Source organism: Nonomuraea longicatena, assembly GCF_039525605.1.
GTDB lineage: Bacteria > Actinomycetota > Actinomycetes > Streptosporangiales > Streptosporangiaceae > Nonomuraea > Nonomuraea longicatena.
Genome location: NZ_BAAAHQ010000004.1, coordinates 365677 through 389461, shown reverse-complemented (window position 1 = coordinate 389461; position 23785 = coordinate 365677). Strand labels below are relative to the sequence as shown.

The 23785-nt window shown below is 68.9% G+C and carries 16 protein-coding genes, 1 tRNA gene, 1 pseudogene and 1 CRISPR repeat array; of the genes and pseudogenes, 4 read left to right on the top strand and 14 right to left on the bottom strand.

Features of this window, described 5'->3' with window-relative positions:
- Positions 1-218 precede the first annotated feature (218 nt).
- The 6 genes from ABD120_RS07080 to topA all read right to left on the bottom strand — a co-directional run bounded on the left by ABD120_RS07080 (position 219) and on the right by topA (position 9430).
- Positions 219-1025 carry a S1 family peptidase gene (locus ABD120_RS07080; RefSeq protein WP_343948890.1) on the bottom strand — a complete coding sequence of 269 codons (807 nt, stop codon included), beginning with the start codon at positions 1023-1025 and terminating at the stop codon, positions 219-221.
- A 231-nt stretch (positions 1026-1256) separates the two neighbouring features.
- Positions 1257-2426, bottom strand: coding sequence for a DNA polymerase III subunit delta' (locus ABD120_RS07075; RefSeq protein WP_343948889.1), 1170 nt, complete (start codon positions 2424-2426; stop codon positions 1257-1259).
- Between the two features lie 10 nt (positions 2427-2436).
- A complete protein-coding gene (gene tmk, locus ABD120_RS07070) occupies positions 2437-4479 on the bottom strand; it encodes a dTMP kinase (RefSeq protein WP_343948888.1) in 2043 nt (680 codons plus the stop codon).
- A 136-nt stretch (positions 4480-4615) separates the two neighbouring features.
- Positions 4616-5212, bottom strand: a complete 597-nt coding sequence (locus tag ABD120_RS07065; RefSeq protein ID WP_343948887.1) for a helix-turn-helix transcriptional regulator — start codon at positions 5210-5212, stop codon at positions 4616-4618.
- Positions 5213-5345: 133 nt separating this feature from the next.
- Positions 5346-6704: a metallophosphoesterase gene (locus ABD120_RS07060; RefSeq protein WP_343948886.1), complete on the bottom strand. Its 1359-nt coding sequence runs from the start codon at positions 6702-6704 to the stop codon at positions 5346-5348.
- Between the two features lie 35 nt (positions 6705-6739).
- Positions 6740-9430 (bottom strand): type I DNA topoisomerase, encoded by a 2691-nt coding sequence (gene topA, locus ABD120_RS07055; RefSeq protein ID WP_343948885.1) that lies wholly within the window; start codon positions 9428-9430, stop codon positions 6740-6742.
- 190 nt (positions 9431-9620) lie between these two features.
- On the opposite strand from topA, the gene ABD120_RS07050 reads away from it, so the two are divergent.
- Complete coding sequence (locus ABD120_RS07050; protein WP_343948884.1) at positions 9621-9812, top strand: DUF5703 family protein; 192 nt, start codon at positions 9621-9623, stop codon at positions 9810-9812.
- A gap of 320 nt (positions 9813-10132) precedes the next feature.
- Here the strand turns inward: ABD120_RS07050 and ABD120_RS07045 are convergent, their stop codons facing one another.
- On the bottom strand, positions 10133-12355 hold the full coding sequence (locus tag ABD120_RS07045; protein WP_343948883.1) for a chaplin family protein: 2223 nt from the start codon (positions 12353-12355) through the stop codon (positions 10133-10135).
- A gap of 203 nt (positions 12356-12558) precedes the next feature.
- Positions 12559-13140 (bottom strand): hypothetical protein, encoded by a 582-nt coding sequence (locus tag ABD120_RS07040; RefSeq protein WP_343948882.1) that lies wholly within the window; start codon positions 13138-13140, stop codon positions 12559-12561.
- A 344-nt stretch (positions 13141-13484) separates the two neighbouring features.
- Here ABD120_RS07040 and ABD120_RS07035 point away from each other — a divergent pair.
- Positions 13485-13569 (top strand) — tRNA-Leu (locus tag ABD120_RS07035).
- On the opposite strand, the gene ABD120_RS39725 is transcribed toward ABD120_RS07035, so the two are convergent.
- The 4 genes and pseudogenes from ABD120_RS39725 to ABD120_RS07015 all read right to left on the bottom strand — a co-directional run bounded on the left by ABD120_RS39725 (position 13525) and on the right by ABD120_RS07015 (position 17775).
- Positions 13525-15201 carry a recombinase family protein gene (locus ABD120_RS39725; protein ID WP_425563941.1) on the bottom strand — a complete coding sequence of 559 codons (1677 nt, stop codon included), beginning with the start codon at positions 15199-15201 and terminating at the stop codon, positions 13525-13527. The two genes, ABD120_RS07035 and ABD120_RS39725, sit on opposite strands and share 45 nt — an antisense overlap.
- A pseudogene (locus ABD120_RS07025) lies at positions 15198-15557 on the bottom strand (methionine adenosyltransferase); the annotation flags it as partial. The gene ABD120_RS39725 and the pseudogene ABD120_RS07025, both read right to left, overlap by 4 nt.
- Before the next feature lie 81 nt (positions 15558-15638).
- On the bottom strand, positions 15639-16682 hold the full coding sequence (locus tag ABD120_RS07020; RefSeq protein ID WP_343948880.1) for a glycosyltransferase family 2 protein: 1044 nt from the start codon (positions 16680-16682) through the stop codon (positions 15639-15641).
- A gap of 160 nt (positions 16683-16842) precedes the next feature.
- Entirely contained in the window at positions 16843-17775 is a 933-nt protein-coding gene (locus ABD120_RS07015) for an aldo/keto reductase (protein WP_343948879.1), read from the bottom strand.
- A 147-nt stretch (positions 17776-17922) separates the two neighbouring features.
- On the opposite strand from ABD120_RS07015, the gene ABD120_RS07010 reads away from it, so the two are divergent.
- Positions 17923-19107: an NsdA family TPR-like regulatory protein gene (locus tag ABD120_RS07010; RefSeq protein WP_343948878.1), complete on the top strand. Its 1185-nt coding sequence runs from the start codon at positions 17923-17925 to the stop codon at positions 19105-19107.
- A gap of 293 nt (positions 19108-19400) precedes the next feature.
- Here the strand turns inward: ABD120_RS07010 and ABD120_RS07005 are convergent, their stop codons facing one another.
- Positions 19401-19598, bottom strand: coding sequence for a hypothetical protein (locus ABD120_RS07005; RefSeq protein ID WP_343948876.1), 198 nt, complete (start codon positions 19596-19598; stop codon positions 19401-19403).
- Between the two features lie 375 nt (positions 19599-19973).
- Here ABD120_RS07005 and ABD120_RS07000 point away from each other — a divergent pair, with 375 nt between their 5' ends.
- On the top strand, positions 19974-20759 hold the full coding sequence (locus ABD120_RS07000; protein ID WP_343948875.1) for a hypothetical protein: 786 nt from the start codon (positions 19974-19976) through the stop codon (positions 20757-20759).
- Positions 20760-21052: 293 nt separating this feature from the next.
- Positions 21053-23321: a CRISPR direct-repeat array (repeat unit 37 nt; unit sequence GTTGCGATCCTCGCCGACCTTGGAGGGTCGGTGCTGG).
- A gap of 173 nt (positions 23322-23494) precedes the next feature.
- Here ABD120_RS07000 and cas2 read toward each other — a convergent pair.
- Complete coding sequence (gene cas2, locus ABD120_RS06995) at positions 23495-23785, bottom strand: CRISPR-associated endonuclease Cas2 (RefSeq protein ID WP_343948874.1); 291 nt, start codon at positions 23783-23785, stop codon at positions 23495-23497.

The following is a 23785-nucleotide window of genomic DNA, read 5'->3' as shown; positions in this document are numbered from 1 at the left end:
AGTGGTTCGGGTGCTACAAATTCCTCTGGCCTGGCGTGCTCGTCTTGTTGATCAAGAGGAGGCAGAGTAGCGATTCGACGGCGTCGAACGGTGCCGCGCTGGTCGTCGGCGACCGGGAGCTGGTGGCGGCCAGTAAGGGCTGGTGCCCAGACGTCGGGAGGCGGATCGGGCGCGTGGGCGTCGGGCCCGATCCGCATCAGGTGAGGCGTCGGAAGGGATCAGCCGTTCGGGTTGGCCGCCGGGCGGATCGTCTTGCTGATCCAGTCCGCGTAGGCGGGCACGTTGACGTACAGGCCCGGCCCGTCGGAGCAGGGCACACCGGCGGCGCCGGGACCGGAGGTGACGCCGATAAGTTCCCACTCGTCGCCCTTGCCGCGCTGGAGTTGCGGTGAGCCGGAGTCGCCGTTGCACGCCATGGCGTCGGGCATCTTGCTGATCGTGCACAGACGGGCGCTGGACGCGTAGCCGGGGCCGCACTCGGAGGCGGCGCCTCTGCGGGTGTCGAGCTCCTGAAGGCGCAGGGACATCTTCCAGTCCGCCGGCTTGCCTTCGACGGTGGTGCCGAAGCCGATGATCCGGGTGGCGGTGCCGGGCCGTCCCGGCCTTGGGGCGATCTTGATCGGCTGGGCCGAAACGGGCCGGTCCAGGCGGATCAGCGCGATGTCGTTCTTGTTGGGGCCACCGGTGCGGCTCTGAACGAACTTCGGGTGGGTGAACGCCTGGGCGAAGCGGCGAACCTCACCGCCGGACTTGCGCTGGTCACTGCCGATGCGGACCGTTCCACCGGGAATGGATCCGACTTCCATGTTGAGGCAGTGCGCCGCGGTCACCACCCACAGCGGATCGATCAGCGCCGCGCCGCACACACCGTCTTCGAGGCCGGCGATCGGTGCGGAGATCGGGATCGATGCCATGAACGGGTAGGACTCGCTGGAGTCCTTGCCGTTGATGATCGCTCCGGCGCTACCGGCCGTCGCGGCCAGACAGGCCGCGCCTGCCACGGCGACGATGGCGGAACGTGACATAGCACGACGGAAAGATTGCACGCCAAACAACTTGCTTAGCCCTTCTCTGGAGGTTTTGAGACATGCTCACCTTATCTGTCCGTGATCGTCCCGATGATCACGCCAGCACCCCAAAATCAGGTAGGGATAGCCCCAGCAGGGCGGACCCCCTCACATTAGAGTTCCAGCCCTACGGCGAGGCTTCGTCGTTAGAGATCGCGGCGGCGGGGCTTTGTCGTAAAGATGGCGGTGTCAGCGCAGGGACAGCATCAGGGCTTCGACGGCGATCTGCGGGTTGACGTTCGCGTCGAGGCGGTCGCGGCACTGCAGCACCGCGTCCACCCGCTTCAGGGTGTCCGCCGCCGTCGATCTCTTCGCCACCTGGTCCAGGTCGAAGCGCAGATCGTCGTTGGCCAGCTCCACCCCGGCCCCGAACTGCATCGCGAGCACGTCGCGGTAGAACGACACCAGCTCCAGCAGCGCCGCGTCCAGTGAATCGCGTTTGATGCGCGTCGCCCGGGACTTCTGCCGGTCCTCCAGTTCCTTCAACGCCCCGGCCCCACCACGCACCAGCCCCCGGTTGAGGCCCTTGCCCGTGGACCCCTCCCCGTACAGCTTCCGCAGTTCGGCGGTCTCGTTCTCGTTGAGCGCGGCCGTGGCCGCAGCCGCCTCCTCCTCGGCCGTCTTGACCAGCCGTTCGGCCGCGGCGATGCACTCACCGACGCCTGTCAGCGACCGGGGGATGGCCAGCACGGCCTCGCGCCGCGCCCGCGTCCCCTCGTCGAGCGCCAGCGCGCGCGCCCGCCCGACATGTCCCTGCGCGGCCCGCGCGGCGAACTGCGCCATCGGCACCGGGACGCTGTCACGCGTGGCGAGTACGTGGGCGACGGCGGCGGCGCTCGGCGTGGTCAGCGTGACGACCCGGCACCGCGACCGGATGGTGATCATCATGTCGTCCGGCGCGGGCGAGCACAGCAACCAGACCGTGCGCGGCGGCGGCTCCTCGATGGCCTTGAGGACGGCGTTCTGGGCGGATTCGGTCGCCCGGTCGGCGTCCTCGAACAGGATCACCCGCCACCGCCCCTGCGTCGGCGCCCCGGCCGCGCGCAGGATCAGCTCGCGGGTCTGCTTGACGCCGTAGGACAGCCCCTGGGGACGGACATGTTCGAGGTCGGGATGGGAGCCGATCAGCACCTGGTGGCACGGGTCGCAGTGGCCGCACCCGCCGTCCGGGCACAGCAGCGCGGCCGCGAACGCCCGCGCCGCCTCCTCGCGGCCCGTCCCGGGCGGGCCGGTGAACAGCCACGCGTGCGTCATGCCCGCGCCCCTGCCGCCCGCGACCGCCTCTGCGGCTGCCGAGGCGGCACGCGAGAGTACGGTTACCGCCCGCTCCTGGCCGACGAGATCATCGAAGACGCCCACAGCCCTAAGGTTAGTCGCGGATCGCCGGCATCGTCCCCGTGATGTCCTCCGACTCATGGGGAACGGGGTCGGGCAGGATCTCGCGCATCCGATCCTGGATCAGGCGGGTGATCTCCTCGGGCGTCAGCGTGCCGTCGACCACGAAGTAGCGCTCGGGCGCCTGGGCCGCCAAGGTGCGGAACTCCTTGCGGACCTTCTGGTGGAACTCCAGCGGCTCCGACTCGATCCGGTCGGCGGCCCCGCCGAGCCGGGTGAGCCCGATCTCGGGCGGCGTGTCGATCAGCACGGTCAGGTGCGGCATCAGCCCGCCGGTGGCCCAGGCGTTGATCTCGGCGACCTCCTCCGGGGCCAGCGCACGCCCGGCGCCCTGGTAGGCGAGCGAGGAGTCGACGTAGCGGTCGGTGATCACGATCGCGCCCCGCTGCAGCGCGGGCATGATCACCTTCTCGACGTGCTCGGCCCGGTCCGCCGCGTACAACAGCGCCTCCGAGCGGGGGGACAGGCCCTTTTCCGCCGCGTCGAGGAGGATCGCGCGCAGCCGCATGCCGATCTTGGTCGAGCCGGGCTCGCGCGTCTGCACGACGTCGAAGCCCTGGTCGCGCAGCCAGATCGCGGTGAGCCGCGACTGGGTGGTCTTGCCCGAGCCCTCGCCACCCTCGAAGGCGATGAACAGCCCGGCCACCTGCTGTTCGGTCTGCGGCTCGTAGCGCTCGCCGCGCAGCGCCGCCACCAGGTCGTCGGAGAGCTTGACGCCCTTCCTGTCGTCCATGTGGCGGAAGCTGAGGAAGCCGACGACGGTCGCGAGCACCCCGCCGAGCAGGAGCACCAGGCTGGAACCGTCGAACAGGTAGCTCAGCCCGGCGAAGTTGAGTTCGTGCCGCCCGAACAGCGCCGCCAGCGGGCTGGCCACCGCCACCACGAGCAGCAGCGTCACCCGGGCCATCGACTGCAGGAAGGAGAACGTGCGGCCCCGGACGGAGTCCTCGACCTCCAGGCCGATCAGTGTGTAGCCGATGATCCACGCGACGCCCGCACACGCGCCCAGCGCCACGGTCAGCATGACCACGATCACCAGGTTGTGGACGATCGCGATCGCCACGAGCACCAGCCCGGCCGCCACGATCGACAACCCGAACAGCCGCCGTCTCGACAGTCCGCCGAGCAGCCTCGGGCCGAAGAACAGGCCGATCGCCATGCCGACGAAGACCGCGCCGAACACCATGCCGTAGGCGGCGTCGCCGCCCTGCAGGATCTCGACGTACACCTTGGCCACGCCCACCACCGCGCCGCCCGCCGCGAAGGCGCCGAGCATGCCGATGACCAGCCCGCGCACCAGGCGGTTGGCGCCGATGTAGCGCCAGCCTTCGACGATCTGCTTGACGACCGAGGGCGCCGAGGTCGTGCCCGCGTGCCTCGGCATGCCGCGCAACGTGAAGATCATCACGGCGGAGGCGATGTACGCCAGGGAGTTGATCACCAGTGCCAGGTCGGTCGTCGGCACCGACGCCAGGAACGGCAGCAGGTTGTGCAACAGGTCGCCGATCACCGACAGCACCGCGAACAGCAGTGCCGCGATCGGGGCGGTGCCGTAGGCCACCAGCAGGTTGAGCTGGTTGGCCTGCTCCAGCCGGTCCTTCGGGACCAGGTTGGGCACCGTCGCGTCCTTGGCGGGCACCCAGAACAGGTTGACGCACTCGACCAGCAGGGTGGCGATGATCAGCCACTGGTAGCTGCCGATGAACACGATCGACAGCACGACCGCGAACCGGGTGAGGTCGGCGACCACCATCGTCAGCCGCCGGTCGAACCGGTCGGCGAACGCCCCCGCCAGCGGGCCCAGCAGGATCGCGGGCAGCATCTTGGCGGCGAACACCCCACCGACGGCGAGGAACTGCATGGACAGGTTGCCCTGGTTGAGGTTACCCGCGATGGCGGTGAGGGCGAGGATGTTGAGCCAGTCGCCGAGGCTGCAGACCGACATGGCCATCCACAACCTACGGAATGGCGCGATAGCCAGCACATGCGCTGGGTTGCGTCGGCCAGGGGCGGTCATAGTGTCAGCGTATCCAGGGGGTCGCCGGGCATGGGAAGTGGCAAGAGTCGCCGGGTACATCGGCGGCTCGGGCCGAGATTATTACGTCCGTCAGGGGGTGCACACCGATTCTTCCAATCCCTCGGTATAGGAACGGTCACGTGGTGCGTTCGGGACGGGTGCGGCCAGAGGAGGAGCGTGGCCCTGGAGGCCCCCCGCCACCTGCGGCGGGTGGCGGTTCCCAGGCTTCGCCGTGACCCATCAGGGGCTCCCACGCGGCCTGCACCGGCGGCGGCAGGGAGAGTTCCGCCCAGAGCTCGGCCAGCAGCACGCCGTCCACACACCGCGTGATGTCTCCCGGCGAGCCGTCGCACAGCACCGCGCTGTAGGCCGCCTGCCGGTCGGCGCGGTCGGCGAGGTTCCACCAGTGGCCGGCCGGGAACTCCGCCCGCCCCAGCGCCACCTCCACCCTGAGCCTGGGCAGCCGGTCGGGCACCCAGAAGCCGTCGGGATGCGCGGTGAACTCCACCTTCGGTTCCAGCGCCAGCCGGAATCCGGCCGCGTCGAGAATGCGGCCCGCCGTCTCCAGCGTGGGCGACTTGCGCCCGTGTTCGTACGCCGACAGCGTCGTACGCGAGGTGCCGCAGGCGTCGGCGAGTTCGGCCTGGTTGAGGCTGGCCGCCTCCCGCGCGCCTCTGAGCAGCAGGCCGCCCTGCTCGGCCCAGAACCGGACGTCAGGCACCGAGGTCTTCACGATCAGCCCTCCCGATCGAGTATCCGATTGGATACTACGCGCGGGAGGGCGTCGGTGTCAGGGAGTTAGGAAAGTTCCAGCAGGGTGATCTCCGGCGACCCCCACGCCGAGGTCGCCGTCCGCAGTGGCGAGGTCAGGAGAGTTCCAGGAGGGTGATCTCCGGCGGCGCCCCCACCCTGATCGGCGGCCCCCAGAAACCCGCGCCCCGCGTGACGTACACCTGCGTGCCCTTCACGGTGGCGAGCCCCGACACGACCGGCTGCTGCAACGGGACGGCCAGGTTGAACGGCACGATCTGCCCACCGTGCGTGTGACCGGACAACTGCAGGTCGACGTCGTACTCCGCGGCCTTGTCCACCTGGACGGGCTGGTGTGCGAGCAGCACCGTGGAACGACCGGCCTCTCGCCCGCCGAGCGCCTTCTCGAAGTCCGGCCCGTCGTTCTGCTGGGCGCCGATGACGTCGTTGACCCCCGCCAGGTCGAGAACCGCGCCCTGGTGGGCGATCTCGACGCGTTCGTTGCGAAGCGAGCGGATGCCGAGCCGGTCCAGTTCCTGGATCCACTCCTCCGGCCCGTTGGCGGTGTAGTACTCGTGATTACCGGTCACGAAAAAGGCGCCATATCGGGATTCGAGGCTGCCCAGCGGCTTCGCCAGCCTGCCGAGTTCGGCGACCGTGCCGTCGACCATGTCCCCCACGATCGCCACCACGTCGGCCTCAAGCTCGTTGATCATCCGGGTGATGCGCTGCGCGTGCCCGATACCGGTCAGCGGCCCCAGGTGGATGTCGCTCACCACCGCGAACCGCAGCCCCTTCAGCCTCGGGTCCAGCTTCGGCAACACCACCTTCACCGGCTCGATCACCGGCGGCCCCAGCGCGGTGGTCATACCGTAACCCACCGTGCCCATCGCCCCCACGCCCGCCACGAGGGCGGTCGTCCGCCCGATGAACAACCGCCTGCTCATCTCCCCCGGATCGGACGCGCCCCCGACCTTCGCGTCCGGCGCGACGCCCGCGACCTCCGTGTCCCGCGCGATGTCCACGATGTCCGCGACCTCTACGACCTTCGTGTCCCCCGCGATGTCCGTGACCTTCACGGCAGCCGCGGCCTCCACGACGTTCGTGTCGGCTCCGCTCTCGGCCGCGCCGACCTTCACCGCCACCGGGTCAGCCGTACGCGTAACGGATCTCGCGGCACGTTTGCGCCACACCAGACTCCACACCGCGCGCGGGATCTCCAGGACCACCAAGATCACGGCCAGGTAGAACATCATCCCGAACCAGATGTAACCCGGCCACGCCGCCCAGCCCGCCCCGGCCATCAACCGCGAGCTCACGAACGTCACCATCACCAACAGGCCGAGCCCGGCGAGTGCCCAAGTGAGCACCCCCCGAGCCCGGCTCCCCCGCGCCGTCGTCGCCTTCACCAGGCGCTGCCACATGTAGTAGTGCACCGCGACGACCACGGCCACCATCATTACGACGAATGCCACGGCGCCATGCTATGCGGCGAACCCTGAGAGGGTTCTCAGGACTTGGTGGCCGGCTTTTTCGCCGGAGCCCGCTTGGCGGGCGCCTTGCGGGTGGTCGTCTTCTTCTTGGCCGGAGCCCGCTCACGCCGCTCGGCGAGCAACTCTGCGGCCCGTTCCGTGGTGATGGCCTCGACGGTGTCGTCCTTGCGGAGGGACGCGTTGGTCTCGCCGTCTGTGACGTACGGACCGAATCGTCCTTCCTTGACCACGATCGGCTGCTTGGAGACCGGGTCCGCGCCCAGCTCACGCAGCGGCGCCTGAGCCGCCGCCCGGCCCCTGCCGCGCTGCTTCGGCTGCGCGAACAGCTCCTTGGCCTGCTCGATCGTGACCGTGAACAGCTCGTCCTCCGAGGCGAGCGAACGGGAGTCCGTACCCTTCTTCAGGTACGGCCCGAACTTCCCGTTGTAGGCCGCGACCTGCTCGCCCTCCAGCTCGCCGATCACCCGGGGGATCGACAGCAGCTTGAGCGCGTCCTCCAGCGTGATCGTGTCGAGCGTCATCGTCTTGAACAGCGAGCTCGTGCGCGGCTTGGGGGCATCCGCCTTCTTGGTCCGCTTCTTGGGGGCCTCGTCCTCCGCCGCCGGGGCGGGCAGGACCTCCGTGACGTACGGCCCGAACCGCCCGTCCTTGGCGACGATCATGTTCCCGGTGACCGGGTCATGGCCCAGCTCGCGGTCGCCCGTCGGCCGCGAGAACAGTTCCTCGGCCTTCTCCGAGGTCAGTTCGTCCGGCGTCATGTCCTCCGGGATGTTCACCCGGGCGCCCTCGCGGTCCAGATACGGCCCGTAACGGCCGACCCGGATCACGATGTCGCTGCCCCTGATCGGGAACGAGCTGATCTCCTTGGCGTCGATCTCCCCGAGGTCGGTGACCATCTCCTTCAGGCCCTCGTCACCGTCCGCGCCGTAGTAGAAGCGCTGCAACTCGGGCACCCGCTCGGCCCGGTCGTTGGCGATGTCGTCGAGCACCTTCTCCATGTCGGCCGTGAAGTCGTAGTCGACCAGGTTGCCGAAATGCCGCTCCAGCAGGTTGACCACGGCGAACGCCAGGAACGACGGCACCAGCGCCGTGCCCTTCTTGAAGACGTACCCCCGGTCGAGGATCGTGCCGATGATCGAGGCGTACGTCGAAGGACGCCCGATCTCCCGCTCCTCCAGCTCCTTGACCAGCGTCGCCTCCGTGTAGCGCGCCGGCGGCTTGGTCGCGTGGGCGGCCACGTCGAGGTTGCTCAGCGCCAGCGCGTCGCCCTCGGCCACGTTCGGCAGGCGCTTCTCCGAGTCGTCGCGGTCGGTCGCGGGGTCGTCCGCCCCCTCCACGTACGCCTTGAGGAAGCCGTGGAAGGTGATCGTGCGGCCGGAGGCGCTGAACTCCACGTCCTCACCGGACGCCGACGCACCGGCGACCTTGACGCTGACCGACTCGCCGACCGCGTCCTTCATCTGGGAGGAGACCGTACGCTGCCAGATCAGCTCGTACAGCCGGAACTGGTCGCCGCTCAGCCCGGTTTCGCCCGGGGTGCGGAACTCCTCACCCGACGGGCGGATCGCCTCGTGCGCCTCCTGGGCGTTCTTCACCTTGCTGGAGTAGACGCGCGGCTTGTCGGGGACGTAGGCGGCGCCGTACAGCTTGATGGCCTGCGAACGCGCGGCCGCGATGGCGGTCTCGGACAGCGTGATGCTGTCCGTACGCATATAGGTGATGAAGCCGTTCTCGTACAGGCGCTGCGCGACCTGCATCGTGTGCTTCGCCGAGAAGCCCAGCTTTCGGCTGGCCTCCTGCTGCAATGTGGTCGTCCGGAACGGCGCGTACGGCTTGCGCGTGTACGGCTTGCGCTCCACCGAGCGCACCGCGAACGAACTGCCCCGCAACCGTCCCGCCAGTTCGGTGGCCGCGGACTCCGACAGATGCAGCACGCCGGCGCTCTTCAACCGGCCGTCGCTGGAGAAGTCGCGGCCCTGCGCGACCCGCTTGCCGTCGACCGAGGTCAGCGTCGCGGTGAAGTCACGCGGACGCTCCTCGGCCTTGCCTGTGTCGAAAAGCGCGGAAAGGTCCCAGTAGTTGGCGACCGTGAACGCCATCCGGTCGCGCTCGCGCTCCACCACCAGTCGCGTCGCCACCGACTGCACCCGTCCGGCGGACAGGCGCGGCTTCACCTTCTTCCACAGCACCGGGCTGACCTCGTACCCGTACAGCCGGTCCAGGATCCGCCGCGTCTCCTGGGCGTCGACCAGGCGCAGGTTCAGATCGCGCGGGTTGGCCACCGCCTCCCGGATCGCCTGCGGGGTGATCTCGTGGAAGACCATCCGGTGGACGGGCACCTTCGGCTTCAGCACCTCGCGCAGATGCCACGCGATGGCCTCGCCCTCGCGGTCCTCGTCAGTGGCGAGATACAGCTCGTCGGCATCCTTCAACAGCTGACGCAGCTTGTTGACCTGCGCCTTCTTGTCGACGTTCACAACGTACAGCGGCTCGAAGCCCTGCTCCACGTTCACGCCGAGCCGCGCCCACGACTCCCCCTTGTACTTCTCGGGGATGTCGTCGGCACGCTCCGGCAGGTCACGGATGTGACCGATGCTGGACGCGACAATGTATCCGCCGCCGAGGTACTTCTCGATCGTCTTCGCCTTGGCGGGCGACTCGACGATCACCAGGCGTGTTCCGCCGGCGTTGCCGTTGTTGGCTGGCACGCTGCTTCCTACCTCGCTGTTCGTTCGCGCTTCCCCCTGCCGGAATCCGGCACAGATCTGCAAGGTAACCCGGAATGCGGGTTTTTCCTTCCCCCGGGTTACCCACTGGCTTTCGGGTCCACCCACAAGCACGCAGAATAAGGCTCGACGAGCGCCCACGCGCCCTGACTCACCCTGGAGACTAATCGTTGTGCCCGACTACTCCTACTTGGATATCTTCATTCCGCGTGGCATCTCCCGTGAAGCCGCACGTCAGCTGCTGACAGAGCACGCTGAGTACGGCCAGTGGGAGCTCTCCCTCGTGCGCCTGTACCCGGACGGTAGTCGTCGGGTACGGCTGCGCCGCAAGATCATACGAGTACGCAGCACGCTCAGAAACTGACCCCCATGCAACCGTCCTCACCCTTGCTCCCATTCCCTGTCCCATTCTGGACATTCGCCCGGAGCTTGGCGAGGTCTGTGGGATTCGACACGCTCGGGTGGGCAACCTCGGGTGGGCAACAGGGCGTCGTCACGGCGAGTCGCCGGTACGGCGGGTGGCGCCGGGCTCGGCCGGTGCCGGGGGCGGTGGGCGGCGGGTTGGGGGGCTTTGCCGTAAAGACTCGTTGCACATGGCTTTGCCCGTCCCGGGGCCGCGCCCCCCGGAACGGGCAAAGCGTCTGTCGCTACCTGCTCACCGGCTGTGAGAGGCGGCCGTATCGGTTACTTCCGGCCCAGCCGGAAGCGGCGCGTAGCGGCGAACAGCGTCGTCGACGCCGCGAACATTCCGCCGAGCACCAGGGCGAACAGCGAGGTCGAGTTCATCCCCGTGACCCCGGCGGGCGTCTCGGCGCTCATCAGCCCCAGGCTGCCCACCGGCAGGGCCTCGGTCGCGGACGTGAGCGCCCCGCCGACCGGGGTGCCGGCCGCCAGATCCGCCACCGGCAGGGCCTCGGTCGCGGACGTCAGCGCGCCGCCCACCGGAGTGCCCGCCGCCAGATCCGCCACCGGCAACGATCCAGGCGCGGACGTGAGCGCCTCGCCGACCGGAGTACCGGCCGCCAGATCCGCCACCGGTAGCGACCCGGCCGTGGACGTGAGCGCGCCACCGACCGGGGTACCGGCCGCCAGGTCGCTCAGCGGGCCCAGCGCCGACAGCGGGCTGCCGCTTCCGGGAGGGGTGACGGCGGCGGTGCGCATCTTGCCCTGGCCGGGCTTGACCGGCTTGGCGGGCTTGACCGGCTTGCTGGGCTTCACGGCGGGCCGGGACGGCTGACCGGGCAGACCGGGCAGACCCGGCAGCGCGGGCAGGCCGAGCGTCTGGGACACATCGCCCACCACGGGCAGCGGAGGCAGGCTGCCACCACCGCCGCCACCGCTGCGCATGTGCTCGGTGATCCCCGTGGCGCCCTGCAGACTCGACAGGCCGGGAACCGGCAGCGCGGGCAGTACGCCGGTGGACTTCGCGACGCTCCCCTTGCGCGGCTGCGCGAAGTGGTCGAAAGCGCTGTGGTGGTTGACCGGCCGGCCGACGTGCGCGCCACCGAGGCACCCGGCGGCCGCGTCACCGAGGACGGCGACGGCGTTGCCGCACACGTTCACGGGCGCGGTGATCGGCGCGATCACCTGGTTGCCCGCGAGCACACCGGACTGCCCCGACGTGTGGTTGCCGCCGCCACCGACGCCGCCGTGCGGGTTGGCGCCGGCGCCGCCGCTGCAGTGGGCCTCGGACAGTCCGAGCGCAGCCACGGCGTTGCCGCAGGCGTTGATCGGCGCGGTGATCGGAGCCACGACCTGGTTACCGGCGCCGACCCCCGAACGCCCGTTCGTGACGTTGCCGCCCGCGCCCTGGCCGCCGTTCTTGACCGACGCACCGCCCTTGCACCCGGCGAACGCGTTGCCGAGCACCGCGATCGCGTTACCGCACACGTCGATCGGCGCGGTGATCGGCGCGATCGCCTGGTTGCCGGCGAGCACACCGGACTGCCCCGACGTACGGTTGCCGCCCGCACCCGACCCGGCGGCGGTGTTCTCGACGGTGGCGCCGCCCTTGCACCCGGCGGGCGCGTTGCCCACCGCGTTGCCGCAGGCGGTGATCGGCAGGCTGACCGGCGCGATCATCTGGTTTCCGCTGCCGACGCCGAACCGGCCGTCGGTGTCGTTGCCCGTCGAGCCCCGGTGACGCGGCGCGCTGTGGTAGTTCGGGCGAGGCTTGTGACCGCCGTTCTCGACGGACGAGCCGCCCTTGCAGCCCGCGAACGCGTTGCCGAGCACCGCGACCGCGTTGCCGCAGATGTTGATCGGGGCGCTGATCGGCGCGACCGCCTGGTTGCCGCCGAGGACCGAGCTGCGGCCCGACGTGGTGTTGCCGCCGGCGCCCTTGCCGGTGTTCTTGACCGACGCGCCGCCCTTGCACCCGGCGGTCGCGTTGCCGAAGATCGCCAGCGCGTTGCCGCAGGCGTTGATGGGCGCGGTGATCGGCGCCGTGACCTGGTTGCCGCCGAGGACGCTGCTGTCACCGGAGGTCCTGTTGCCGCCCGCGCCGCCCTTGCCGGTGTTCTTGACCGTGGCGCCGCCCTTGCAGCCCGCGTCCGCGTTGCCGAACAGGGACACGGCGTTGCCGCAGGCGTTGATCGGTGCGCTGATGGGCGCGTTGACCTGGTTGCCGCCCAGGACGCTACTGTCGCCCGAGGTCCTGTTCCTGATGCCCTCGCCGCCGTGGTTCTCGACGCTGGCGCCGCCCTGCGAACCGGCGCTGGACGAGCCGAGCGCGCCGACGGAGTTGCCGCTGATGTCGATCGGGAGGGAGACAGGCAGGTTGACCTGGTTGCCACCGCCCACGGATGAGTTGCCGGAGGTGTCTGCGACGGCCGTACCGCCGCCGAAGGACATCACCGCTACGGCGAGCAGGGCCGCCGGGGCAGATGCCTTAGCCCACGTACGCATAATGAATGCTCCTAGTGGTTCTTTAGGGGGAATACCTGACGGTTCGCGGGCAGCCCGGATCAAGCGCCCTCCCGGCACTGGGGAGGGCCGCACAACGGAGATCTCGGTCGCGAACCACGGAAGAACGACTGACTCGCTCACGGAGGGGATTCAGCCCACGCTCCGCCGCCGGCGCTACTGCGGCCGGACTCTCGACGCGTTCGTCAGTCGGGTGAGAAAGAAGGGTCGTCCGCCGCTGTGCGGACGACGGGGGGCAGCACGCACGCCAGCGGGGCGCGCTGTGCCGTCAGCCGAGGATCGTACGCCGACCTCTCGACGTCCCCCATGCCAGGCCCGAAGGGGCCAGCACCTCCGAAGTTGGGCGCCAGACCATTGGCACCCAGGTTTTTGGAGGCAGATGAAGGTGCGGGCATGCCGGGGGTCGACTGGCTCGTAAGCCCGTCGACCTTGAGGCCTGCCATCGCTTCGGCGTTGTCCGACGCCGCCGCGGTGTCGCCTGCCGTGGGGAAATCGCCCGTGATGGGCCCGGCTGCGACGTGAGAGGTGTCCGCCGCCGCAGGGGCGGAGGTGAGCATTCCGAAGAGAACGGCGAGCAGCCAACCGGCGGCCAACAGGACGCCTACCGCAGTTGCTCGTGCGACGACCTGCCGGGCACCGGCCGCGAACCGCGCCATCCGGTTCGCCCGATCGGCGATCGCGCTCTTCTCGGGGTCGATCACGGGCACGGCAACGCGCCGCGCGCCGAGGGACATCGCCCTCAGTCGCTGCGCCGCAGTGCGTGCCACGTGACCTCCCAAATGCCAGAACCGACCTCGCTGGAGGAGACCGGTTCGTGGACTCACCCCTCAACGGTCCGTAACCGTAGCACCACCTATCGTCGTCGCAAGGGGCTTTTCAGAAGAGATCCAGGAGCCGGTCAACCGTCATCACCATGAACCTCCGCAAACCGGGTGCGCCGTTCCACGGAATGCCCCGAAACGACCCATGACTCGTCCGTGCACTTCGGCGGCCCCAGAGCCGGCCCCGACCCCACGGGGGCGGCTCACGGAAACCTGGTATGACGCACCCCGAAGAGTTTGCTAACCTTACGGAGCCGACGCGGGATGACGGTCTCGCGTGCAGGCACCAAGTCCGGGTGGCGGAATAGGCAGACGCGCTAGCTTGAGGTGCTAGTGCCCGTTAAGGGCATGGGGGTTCAAGTCCCCCCTCGGACACGCACTCTGGTACATGCTGGGCCTCGCTTCGACTGCGACAACCCTCTCCAAGGGGTCGTAGACGAGGTGGAGGCCCATCTGTTTGTAGAGATCGTTCCTGTCAGCAGGATCGGCATCTCTGAGGATCTCGGGGAACGCGGCCATCGTCGGAATCATCTCGTTGATCTCCTTCTCCGTGATCTCACGCTTTCTGTCGAGCGCCCGCAGGCGCCCCTTCGCCTGCACGCGCTCGGTTCGGGTCTCAGCCATCCACTTGCCGACCTCCTGCGGGTCACCGCCCGCGTCCAAGGTCACCCTGTAGCGTGCCATCCGCTGATCGCAGTCCTTGATCGCCTTGCGGGCTGCCTCGATGGCAGAAACGTCCAGCTCGTTGTTCTGCGCCGCCAAGAGAGCGTGGACAGTCTGTTCGAGCGCGGCAGGGGCGAAGATCCGGCCGAGCCAGGGATCCAGCTCAGCGAGGACGTGGTCCTCGCGAACGTAGACGGTCCGGGGATGCTCGATCTTGTTGGCCAAGGCGTACTCGACGGGAAACTTGCACCGGTAATGAGCACGGCCGTTGTTCCAGGTGCCTTCCATACGCCGCTGACACACACCGCAGCGCAGAAGATGGCGCAGGACATATGGATGTGGGGTTCTCCGAGGCTTACGCTGAGTTGCCGGCCGCCCCTTGGCCGACAGCATCGCCTGCGTCCTCGCGAACGTCTCCGGATCGACGAGAGGCTCGTGGACGACGGCCTCCGACCAGACCCACTGCTCGTCGGAGTTCCACTTCAGCTTGGTCACATGCCCTTGGGTGACGTCGTTGACGTCAAGGAGTTCTTCCTGCTTGTGCTGCCGGTTCCAGACCTGCCGACCCGTGTAGCGGGGGTTCAGCAGGATCGCCCGGACAGCCGACTTGGACCACGCGAGACCCGAGCGATGCCGATTACGCGCCCTGTCGTAAGCGGACGGGCACGGGACACCCTCCTTGGTCAACCCTTCGGCGATCAGATAGAGACCCTGGCCCTGAACGAACTCCGCGAAGATCCGCGCCACGTTGGGAGCCGTCACCGGGTCGGGCTCCAGACGGCGGAGCCGCTTGCCGTCGGCTGCCTTACTCGGGTTGGGGTGAGGTCCCGCATCCGCCAATCGATACCCGTACGGCGGGCGTCCGCCCAGAAAGCGACCTTCGATCTTCGCCTGCGCTTCCATGGTGGTGCGGACGCGGATCTTGATCCGGTTACGCTCGCCTTTGCTGATTCCGCCGAACATCAGCATGATCAGCTCGTGGGCTTCGTTGGTGGGATCGATGGGTCCGCCGACCTCGGGCACCCACAGAGGCACTCCGTAATGGTTGAAGAGCTCGAAGGTGTTGCCGAACTGGTTTCCGTAGAAGGCCCGCTGCGGCTCTCCGACCACAACGGCGTCGAATCCCCGGTTGAGGTTGCGCAGCTCGCCGAGCAGGGTCGCGGCCTGTGGCCTCCGTTGTGGCGGGATCGAACGCGACTTGTCGATGTCGAAGAACTCGGCGACGATCACGCCACCACGGGTCTCGATCAGCGCTCGTGACCGTGACAACTGCCAGTTTCTCGACGAGGCGGGGTCCTGGTTGTCCTCCGTGGAAACCCGGCCCCAGAAGGCGAAGGGGATCATTCAGTTGTCCTCTCTTCCTGCTGACGTTTTGTCAGCTCTTCGTGGCATTTCAGGAGAATCCGCAGGAGTGCACGAGCCGCTCCGGCGGTCAGTGTCTGACACGTCTCAGGAACCTCCACCCGCAGTTCCCGCTCGTCGACCGGCACCTCCTGCCCGCCGAGCGAGCGGGTCAGGCGGCCGTTGACCAGGATGTGGATGGGCTCGACGATCCGCCCGGAGCCGAACGAGACCTCCGCGTGCCCGCCGAGCAGCGCGGTCTTGTCGGTGTTGTGGTGCAAGATCGCGCCGAAGGTGTCCAGGCAGTAGCGGCTGTAGGCGCGTGAAAGGGCTTCGGCGACCCCGTCCGCGAGGGTGTCGGGGGTGCCCGGAGCCCTTGCGCTCGACGAGCTCGACCGGCATCCCGTCGAACGCCGGGTATCCGGTGGCGATGGTGGTGATCATGGAGTGCCTTCCTGGGACGCAGACGGGATAGGGGACGAGGCCGCTCGGATCAGGCGGCGGCCGATGAGCAGCAGCCGGGCACGTTCGAGGTGGTAGGCGGCGATCCGTGCCAGTTCACGCAGGCCATACACGGCACTGGCACTGTCGAGGAACAGATAGGCGGCCAGCAAGCGGCCCAGTGCGACCTCGACATCGCGACTCCCTGCCCGAATCGCCTGGGCAGGGACGGCCACGCTGAGGCGCATCCGCGCCACACTCACCCCGTGGCCGACTCCTTGCGCCAGGAACCAGCCCAGCCGGGTCTCCCGCCGGTAGGCCGGGTGCCCGGTCAGCGCGGCCGGTTCGATCACCACCTTCAGGCCGTGCCGGACGGCGCGGTCGACGAACTCCAGGTCTTCGCAGCCCAGCAGCCACCGCCCGCGCCGTCCCAGGTCGAGACGGAACCCGCCGACCTGCGCGAACACCTCGCGCCGGACGAGCAGGCTGGCAGTGGTGATCCAGTACGGCCAGCCGTAGGCGCGGCGCCTGTCCGGCCAGTTCACCGGCCCGTGACACTCGCGCAAGCCGTCGGTGAGGGGCAGCGCCTGCCCCTCGGGATAGTGGGTGAGAGTACGGCCGCCCACGATCGAGGCCCCCTCCTCGACGGCGGCGGCCACCAGGGCCGCCAGCCAACCCGGGTCCGGGACGACGTCCGGGTCGAGGAACGCCACATAGTCGCCGGTGGCGGCACGGACGCCGCGATTACGCGCCCGGCTGGCCCCCGCCCGCGACTCCACGCTGATCCGTACCCGGAACGGCCACCGCTGGCTGTGCACCGCACGGGCGGCGGGACCGCGGGCCCACACCGGGTCGTTGTCCACGATGACGACGTCGATCAGTCTCAGCGGGTAGCTCTGTTCGACGAGCGCGTACAGCAGAGCCCGGACGCAGCGGCCGTTGCCGCGTGCGGGCACCACGACCGACACACGCGGAGTCGCGTCGTGGTCGCAGACGGGCTGAAGCTCGGGTGTGGGAGACCGGTGCGCACGGGCAGCGTTCATGGCGGGTTCTTCGGTACGGCTGGTCAGTCCCATGTGTCCGGATCCCAAGGTCGCCAGCCGTCCCGCCAGTCCTCGATGAAGGCCCACAGCACTACGGCAAGGAGGAAGAGCAAGGGCGACAGAAGCAGGTACATCACTGTCCTGCTCACGATGAGAGCGGTCATTGGACGCCCACCGCCCGCCGTCGTCGTGCGTCGGGACCAGGGGTGAGGACATCGCAGATCTCCCGGAGCTGGGCGAGACTCAGCGGCGGCATCGCGGCCACGGCCTCCGCTTCCGCCCAGTGCGCCGGATCACCGGTGGAGACCAGAACGCCGGTCAGCCCCGGCGTCGAGCAGGTCACCAGCAGCGCGGCGCCAGCAGGGGACAGTCCCGGCCGGATCATCTCCACCAACCCAGGCGAGACAAGCTCGTCGCCGTGCGGCGCCGATGCCCACACCTGCAGCCCGGCGGCGGCGGCCTCGGCGACCGGGCCACGCCCGTCCACGGCGGCGAGGCGGGCCAGGTTGAGCGGCATCTGGATCGCCACCAGGTGTGAGGTCCCGCCCTCGGCAGCCCATTCCGCCGCCCACACCACCTCGGTCACGCTGAAAGCCCCAGCGCAGAGGCCGTCCGAAGAGAAGCCGTCCCAGGTGGCCACGCCGTATCCGCCGATCTGGCCACGCCGGGCCGCGCACTCCAGGACCTCGAAGGCCAACGCCAGGTGCTCGGCCAATGGGCCGTTGTCGTCGGCGGCCCGCTCGGGGTTGTGCAGGTAGACCAGATCCAAGCAGTCACGGCGCAACTCGCAGCCATTGACCGAGAGCTGGTAGTCGACGTACGCGGGCTCGATGCTGTGACACCTCGCCGCGTCGACGGCGCTGAGCACACCCGCGCGCCGGGCCCGCAGAGCCTGCTCAGGGGTCATGTGCCCGATCTTGGTCGCGACCCGCAACCCCGAGTGGGCGGCCAGGACCGGCGCGAGGGCCCTGTGGGCACGGCCCTCGTTGTGGACGGGGTCGGTGTCGACCAGCCTCGCGCTGGCCTCGGCGGCCATCACCGCCGCCGAGGCCGGATCACACCGGCCGGTGCCCAGACCGACTACGGGCCTCACGACGCTTCACCCATGGCTGGCACACCGCAGTCAGAGGGCTCACTCTGGAAGGAAGGCATGAGCTAACCCAAACTCCGGCCCGCGTGAACCGCCAGGGGGCAAGCTGGGACGCGCAGGGTTGTCCCCGTCCTGAGCTGGGAGCCGAGCATGAACGAGGTGCCCGAATGGGCGGCTAGGTTGCGCAGGGAGCGGTTGAGGCCAGACCGGATGTGGAGCCTCACCCGGATGGCGCACGAGCTGATACGCGCGGCAGCCGGGCGCGTGCCGACCTCACATCCGGCCAGCCTGCGCCGCCAGATCCGCAGATGGGAGAGCGGTGAGAACTACCCGATCGAGGCATACCGCGTGCTGTACAGTCGCGCGTTCGGTCTGGACCCGCGCGAGCTATTCGCCAGCCCATCCCCGATCATGGAATACATGGAGCAATCGGACAAATCTAGGGTGGGTGTAGGCGGCGCCCGCCAGACAGCTGACGAGATCCGCGACACCAGCGCCCGCATCGTAGCCCTCGACATCCGGGTTGGCGCCGGTGACATGGTGGACACGGTGGTGCGGGTCGCCGCACACGCCCATCGGGCCGCGCACGCGTCAGCAGACCGGGACGTGCTCGCGGCGGCGGCCGAGGCACAGCAGATCGCCGGATGGGTTGCTTTCGACGGCGACCGGCAGGACTTGGCGCGACGGATGAGCCTGGAAGCCTTGCTCACCGCGAGGGCCGCAGGCGACCGGCAGATGGAGTACTTCGTGCTCGGCCAGCTTGCCATGCAGGATCTTCACCTGCAGCAGCCAGCCGAGGCCTCGCAGATTTGTGACGCTGCTCTTAGCGAGAGCAGCGTGCAGGGCAGCGTCCGCACCATGTTTCACATGCGCGCTGCTCGGGCCGCCGCGCAGATGGGCGAGTACAGCCGGGCACGGAGCCTGATTGGCCAGACCCGCGCCTGCTATCTTGACGGCCCGCGTGCCGGAGATCCTGCGTGGGCCTGGTGGCTCACTGAGGGAGAGATCTCCTGGCACCACGCCATGATCTGTGTTGACGCTGGTCAATGGGGGCGGGCCGTCGAGCTGTTCGCCGTCGCTGCCGAGGCCGAGGTCGCCGCCGGGTACGACCGTGGAGCGTCCGTCTCCCATGCGAGTCTGCTCTGGGCGCTCGCCCACGTCCGTGACTGGGCTGAGGCGGAGACGGTCCTGACTCGTGACGTGGCGCCCCGCCGGGGCCTCGCTTCATCAGCCCGCGCCGACCGTCTATTGGTGGACGCCGCCCGCCTGCTGGACGCCGCCCGCGAGCGGCCCAGTCTGCGAGCCGCGGCTCGACAGCTCCTCGCTGGCCCGTGATCTCGACCCTGTAGAGGTCTGCCTTCCTGTACACGGTCTTCGGGAACAATCGTCCCTGGTCAGTGGCTGGCCTGGTGTCTGGTCTACGGCCAGCAGGAGTTCGCCGCTGTATGCGCCTGGTGTTCAGGCTGATGCTGCGGAGGTGTCGGTCGTGGTGGCCCACCTGGCGCAAGGGGGCGACGCCGACGCCTTAACGAGTGAGCCGTCAGGGTTGCGGTTCGGGTGCGCCGAGGATCGGGTCGGCAGGAGGCGAACAGTCCGGCAGCCTTGGATTCCAAGACGGTCAGATGCCGTCAGAGCGGTGACCAGCCCCGATCGAAGCCTGCCTCTGCCTGGTACGCCTCGGCGAATGCCGCCGCGTCGCCGTCGAGCAGATGCAGGATCTGGCAGGGCCTACCGATTCGATCGGCGATCTCCCCGACTCGCCGCATGACTTCGCCCTGGCACTGCAGCATGGCGACGTCGCGGAGCAGGACGTCTCCGTCACGCATCTTCTCGGAGACGACCCGGCCGTCGGGGGTGCGCCGTGTCCGGGACAGGTGCTCCGCTGCAGAGACCCCGCGCCCGCCTGTCCTGCCCACGTCGGCGCAAGCCCATTACGTGGCACGTCACCGTGACGGTGGGGGCGGTGCGCGCCGGGACCGGCCCGGTCGGTTTCATCGGTCGCCGGGCTGTCATGGCCGAGCTGGAGGAGTGGCGGGATGGGGGCAGCTGGCCGGGGCTGGCGGCGCATTTGCTCCACGGGCTGGGCTGGCAGGGTAAGACCCGGTTGGTCAGCGAGGTGGCGTCCCAGTGGCAGCGGGAGGGGTTGGTGGTGCTGGCGGCCCACCACAAGCGTGAGCGCTCCACACCGGATGACCTCGAGGGTGCCCGCCTTCGACGGGGCGGCCCGGGTGTTGGTGGTGGACTACGCCGAACGGTGGGACACCGCCGATCTGCTGACCCTGTTGCGCGACTCGCGTCTGCCTGGGCGGCTGCCGGTGCGGGTGCTGCTGCTGGCCCGTCCAGCGGGCACGTGGTGGCAGAGCCTGGCGGGCCGTATGCGCCGCGATCTGCAGCTGGTGCCCAGCAGCCGGGAGCTGGGGCCGTTGGAGCAGGAGGAAGGTATCACTCGCGGTGGCCTGTTCGATGCGGCTCGAGACCGGTTCGCCGAGCTGCGGCAGGTGCCAAGCCCCGACGCGGTGCTCCCACCACCGGCGGTGGAGCGGCACGAGGCCTACCAACTGGTGCTGGCGGTGCATATGGCTGCGGTGCTGGCCCGTGCCTGCGGCCAGGCGCCGCCCGCCGATCCGGTGGAGGTGTCGGCGTTCTTGCTGGCGCGCGAGCGCGATCACTGGGAGGCGATGCACGCACGGCGGGACAACCCGGTGGCGACCTCGCCGGATGCGATGGCGCAGATCGTCTACACGGCCACCGTGACCGGCTGGCTCGACTACGACGTGGGCACGGCGGCCATTGAGCGGGCCGCCGTCGCCTCGCGCGAGCATTCGGGCAGCTGCTCAAAGAGCACGCGTTGTGTTACCCGCCCGCAGTCCTGCCGCACGGACCTCAGCGGCTGGCATCGGCGTACCAGAGCACGGTTAGCGTGCTGGAGCCGTTGTATCCCGACCGGCTGGGGGAGGACTTCATCGCCCTGTCCACCCCGGGCATGACTGTGGGTTTCCGGTCGACCCCTGGGCCAGGGCCGCGTTCTCCCGGCTGCTCGCCGCATCGGAGGTCGCCGGCGCTCGGCCGGGAGCTGGCCACGAGGTGCCGGTGTGGGTCGGCCATGGGCTGATCACCCTGATCGAGGCCGCCCGCCGATGGCCGCACCTGGCCCGACTCCAGCTCTACCCGCTGCTGGCCGCCCACCCCCACCTGGCCCTGCACGCGGGAGGTGCTGCGCTGGCCAGCCTGGATGACAGCTGGCGCCGAGCAAGCGGTGAGCGGCGCGGCGCATGTCCTCGTTGCGATCCTCACCGACCTTGGAAGGCCGGTGCTGGGGCCGCATCCCCCCACCCGACGACACCGCGCACGGAGTGTTGCGATCCTCACCGACCTTGGAAGGCCGGTGCTGGACGGGCTCCGGATCGCGGTGGTAGTGCAGTTTGAACTCGGCGTTGCGATCTTCACCGACCTTGGAGGGTCGGCGCTGGGCCCGAGTCGGTCGCCCGTTTTGACGACCGCCACGTGTTGCGATCCTCACCGACCTTGGAAGGCCGGTGCTGGTCCTGGGGTACGCAGTGCTGGTACTCCTTCGCCTTGTTGCGATCCTCACCGACCTTGGAGGGTCGGCGCTGGTGCCGTGGCCTGCGGCGGCCGCTGTCGGGCTGGGCCTGCTGTTGCGATCCTCACCGACCTTGGAGGGTCGGTGCTGGCTTCGACAGGCCGTGCGGCGGCACCATGAGGAGATGGTTGCGATCCTCACCGACCTTGGAGGGTCGGTGCTGGCGCTTCGCTGTGGCCGTGGTCACCGGCCAACCGATAGTTGCGATCCTCACCGACCTTTGAAGGCCGGTGCTGGCGGGTGTGCTTGATCTGGGTCAGCCGCTCCTCTTCCTTGTTGCGATCCTCGCCGACCTTGGAGGGTCGGTGCTGGAGGCGACCGCCGCCTCGTCGTTGCCGACGATCCACATGTTGCGATCCTCGCCGACCTTGGAGGGTCGGTGCTGGCCGGGCTGCTCCTGGTCGTCGCCGTCGTGCTCCTGCTGTTGCGATCCTCGCCGACCTTGGAGGGTCGGTGCTGGGAGCGGGATCAGCGGGCCCATCGCCCCCATCTCCTGTTGCGATCCTCGCCGACCTTGGAAGGTCGGTGCTGGACGGTTAGCCATGCGGTAGTGCAGCTAGTGGGACGCGAGTTGCGATCCTCGCCGACCTTGGAGGGTCGGTGCTGGCCGGCCAGCGGTAGCGAACTCGTCGTCACGCAAGCAGTTGCGATCCTCGCCGACCTTGGAGGGTCGGTGCTGGGTGATCGGCGGAGCCTGGTCCGAGACCATCCAGCAGTTGCGATCCTCGCCGACCTTGGAGGGTCGGTGCTGGACCTTCTCGACGGCGCCTCCGCCGTAGACCGCCTGGTTGCGATCCTCGCCGACCTTGGAGGGTCGGTGCTGGTTGCAGGTCTCGATCGTCCGGCCCTCGTACGTGACGGAGTTGCGATCCTCGCCGACCTTGGAGGGTCGGTGCTGGGGTCGCGTACCGGCGCGGGTCCGGCACCTTCAACGGGTTGCGATCCTCGCCGACCTTGGAGGGTCGGTGCTGGGACCATCACCCCGTCGCCGAAGCCGAGCACCACCCCGAAGTTGCGATCCTCGCCGACCTTGGAGGGTCGGTGCTGGGTGATGGGCTCATGCCAGCCAGCATCCCATCGGGTGCGATCGTTGCGATCCTCGCCGACCTTGGAGGGTCGGTGCTGGGGCAGGTCCATCGGGTCGGGCTCGTGACCGGTGAAGGGCCGGTTGCGATCCTCGCCGACCTTGGAGGGTCGGTGCTGGGCGGAGGTGGAGGTCCTGCATAGCGAGCTGAGAGAGGGTGTTGCGATCCTCGCCGACCTTGGAGGGTCGGTGCTGGCCAGACCTGTCAGGGTCTCCACGCTGGTAGCGCGTCGTTGCGATCCTCGCCGACCTTGGAGGGTCGGTGCTGGCAGATGCTCCGCGCAACCGGGGAGGGTCTACGACCAGGTGTTGCGATCCTCGCCGACCTTGGAGGGTCGGTGCTGGGGGTGACCATGGCCGGGACGCGGTACCGGTTGTAGGCGTTGCGATCCTCGCCGACCTTGGAGGGTCGGTGCTGGGCCATCGCGGCATGCAGAGCCGGTCGGATCCGGGCGTTGCGATCCTCGCCGACCTTGGAGGGTCGGTGCTGGACGTGCCCCTCGAAGAACGCCTCCTGGCCGCAGGACAGGTTGCGATCCTCGCCGACCTTGGAGGGTCGGTGCTGGGCCAGGCCCTCATCGAGCGGTGACCTGTGCCAGACCGGAGTTGCGATCCTCGCCGACCTTGGAGGGTCGGTGCTGGCTGCGAACTGCTGATGTCCCGCCTGGAGCGGGTCTACGCGTTGCGATCCTCGCCGACCTTGGAGGGTCGGTGCTGGGAGAGCCCGGCGTCGAGCCCGGCGTAGCCGCCCGAGTTGCGATCCTCGCCGACCTTGGAGGGTCGGTGCTGGCCGAAGACCGCCGTCGCGACATCGTCCGCAAGACCAAGTTGCGATCCTCGCCGACCTTGGAGGGTCGGTGCTGGTGTCTTCGAACAGGGAAGTTGTCATGCCGTCGTCTACGGCACCCTAATCAAAGGAGCCAGATGTCCCTTTATTGCCCACTTGGACGTAGGAGCAGATGGCGTGTCGCGTGCTCACTTGGGGTTCCTAGATCACTTATCAGGGGTGTGCGAGATCGAGGTAACGGGCGCGTTGGCTAGATCACCAACGGCCCTCGCGGATCTGTCTCCCGGGGACGGCCGAGATGTTCCACGTCGTCCAAGGCATGGCGGCCGAGATGGTAGATCCGGACACTGTCGCGCTTGGCATCAATGGCTGCGTGGAGTGCCGCTACCAGGCGAATCTTGTCCACTTCGCGACATACCACTTCGAAGACGGATTTCTGGACGCGGTGACCGTACCCTTCGCAGATCTTCGCGACGCGCCTGAGGCGGGCCTGCCCTTCCGGGGTCGTCGTTTCGACATCGTAGGTAATGAGCAGGTCCAC

Coding starts and splice junctions, on each gene's coding strand:
- ABD120_RS07080 (WP_343948890.1), bottom strand. CDS start 1,025: ATGTCACGTTCCGCCATCGTCGCCGTGGCAGGCGCGGCCTGTCTGGCC.
- tmk (WP_343948888.1), bottom strand. CDS start 4,479: ATGACCGCCCCTGGCCGACGCAACCCAGCGCATGTGCTGGCTATCGCG.
- ABD120_RS07045 (WP_343948883.1), bottom strand. CDS start 12,355: ATGCGTACGTGGGCTAAGGCATCTGCCCCGGCGGCCCTGCTCGCCGTA.
- ABD120_RS39725 (WP_425563941.1), bottom strand. CDS start 15,201: ATGATCCCCTTCGCCTTCTGGGGCCGGGTTTCCACGGAGGACAACCAG.
- ABD120_RS07020 (WP_343948880.1), bottom strand. CDS start 16,682: ATGAACGCTGCCCGTGCGCACCGGTCTCCCACACCCGAGCTTCAGCCC.
- ABD120_RS07010 (WP_343948878.1), top strand. CDS start 17,923: ATGAACGAGGTGCCCGAATGGGCGGCTAGGTTGCGCAGGGAGCGGTTG.
- ABD120_RS07005 (WP_343948876.1), bottom strand. CDS start 19,598: ATGCGTGACGGAGACGTCCTGCTCCGCGACGTCGCCATGCTGCAGTGC.